General features: G+C 54.1%; 1 protein-coding gene. It reads left to right on the plus strand.

The window, feature by feature from the left end; genetic code table 11:
• The coding region (locus R7Z41_RS24630; protein WP_318141724.1) for a putative transporter at positions 1-1,007 on the plus strand (1,007 nt) is incomplete at both ends.

The following is a 1,007-nucleotide window of genomic DNA, read 5'->3' on the forward strand; positions in this document are numbered from 1 at the left end:
GCAGCACGAGTCTTCACGCACCAATGGCGGCGCGCTGATCAAGACTATCAATATTCGCGTTGAGAACCCTAACCTGCATGATTTAGCCATTAAAGATGTACCGATTCTCAACGGCGACAAAATTATCTGCTCGCGTCTGAAACGCGAAGAAACCCTAAAAGTTCCTTCGCCAGATACCATTATTCAACTGGGCGATTTGCTGCATCTGGTGGGTCAGCCAGCGGATTTACATAATGCGCAACTGGTGATTGGTCAGGAGGTCGATACTTCGCTGTCCACGAAAGGCACTGATTTGCGCGTCGAGCGTGTGGTGGTCACCAATGAAAACGTGCTCGGAAAACGTATTCGCGACCTGCACTTTAAAGAACGCTATGACGTTGTTATCTCGCGCCTGAACCGTGCCGGGGTCGAACTGGTCGCCAGTGGCGATATCAGCCTGCAGTTCGGCGATATCCTCAATCTGGTGGGGCGTCCGTCCGCAATTGATGCCGTTGCCAATGTGCTGGGGAATGCGCAGCAAAAACTGCAACAGGTTCAGATGCTGCCAGTGTTTATTGGCATCGGGCTTGGCGTATTGTTAGGTTCTATTCCCGTCTTTGTGCCAGGATTCCCGGCCGCGTTGAAACTGGGGCTGGCGGGCGGTCCGCTGATTATGGCGTTGATCCTCGGGCGTATCGGCAGTATCGGCAAGCTGTACTGGTTTATGCCGCCAAGTGCCAACCTCGCGCTGCGGGAGCTGGGGATCGTGCTGTTCCTCTCGGTCGTTGGTCTGAAATCTGGTGGGGATTTTGTGAATACCCTGGTCAATGGCGAAGGGCTAAGCTGGATTGGTTATGGTGCCCTGATCACCGCCGTTCCGCTGATTACTGTTGGCATTCTGGCGCGGATGTTAGCCAAAATGAATTACCTGACCATGTGCGGGATGCTGGCAGGTTCCATGACCGATCCTCCGGCGCTGGCGTTTGCTAATAATCTTCATCCAACCAGCGGTGCGGCGGCGCTCTCTT

Source organism: Vibrio sp. 1457 (genome assembly GCF_033340195.1).
GTDB lineage: Bacteria > Pseudomonadota > Gammaproteobacteria > Enterobacterales > Vibrionaceae > Vibrio > Vibrio alginolyticus.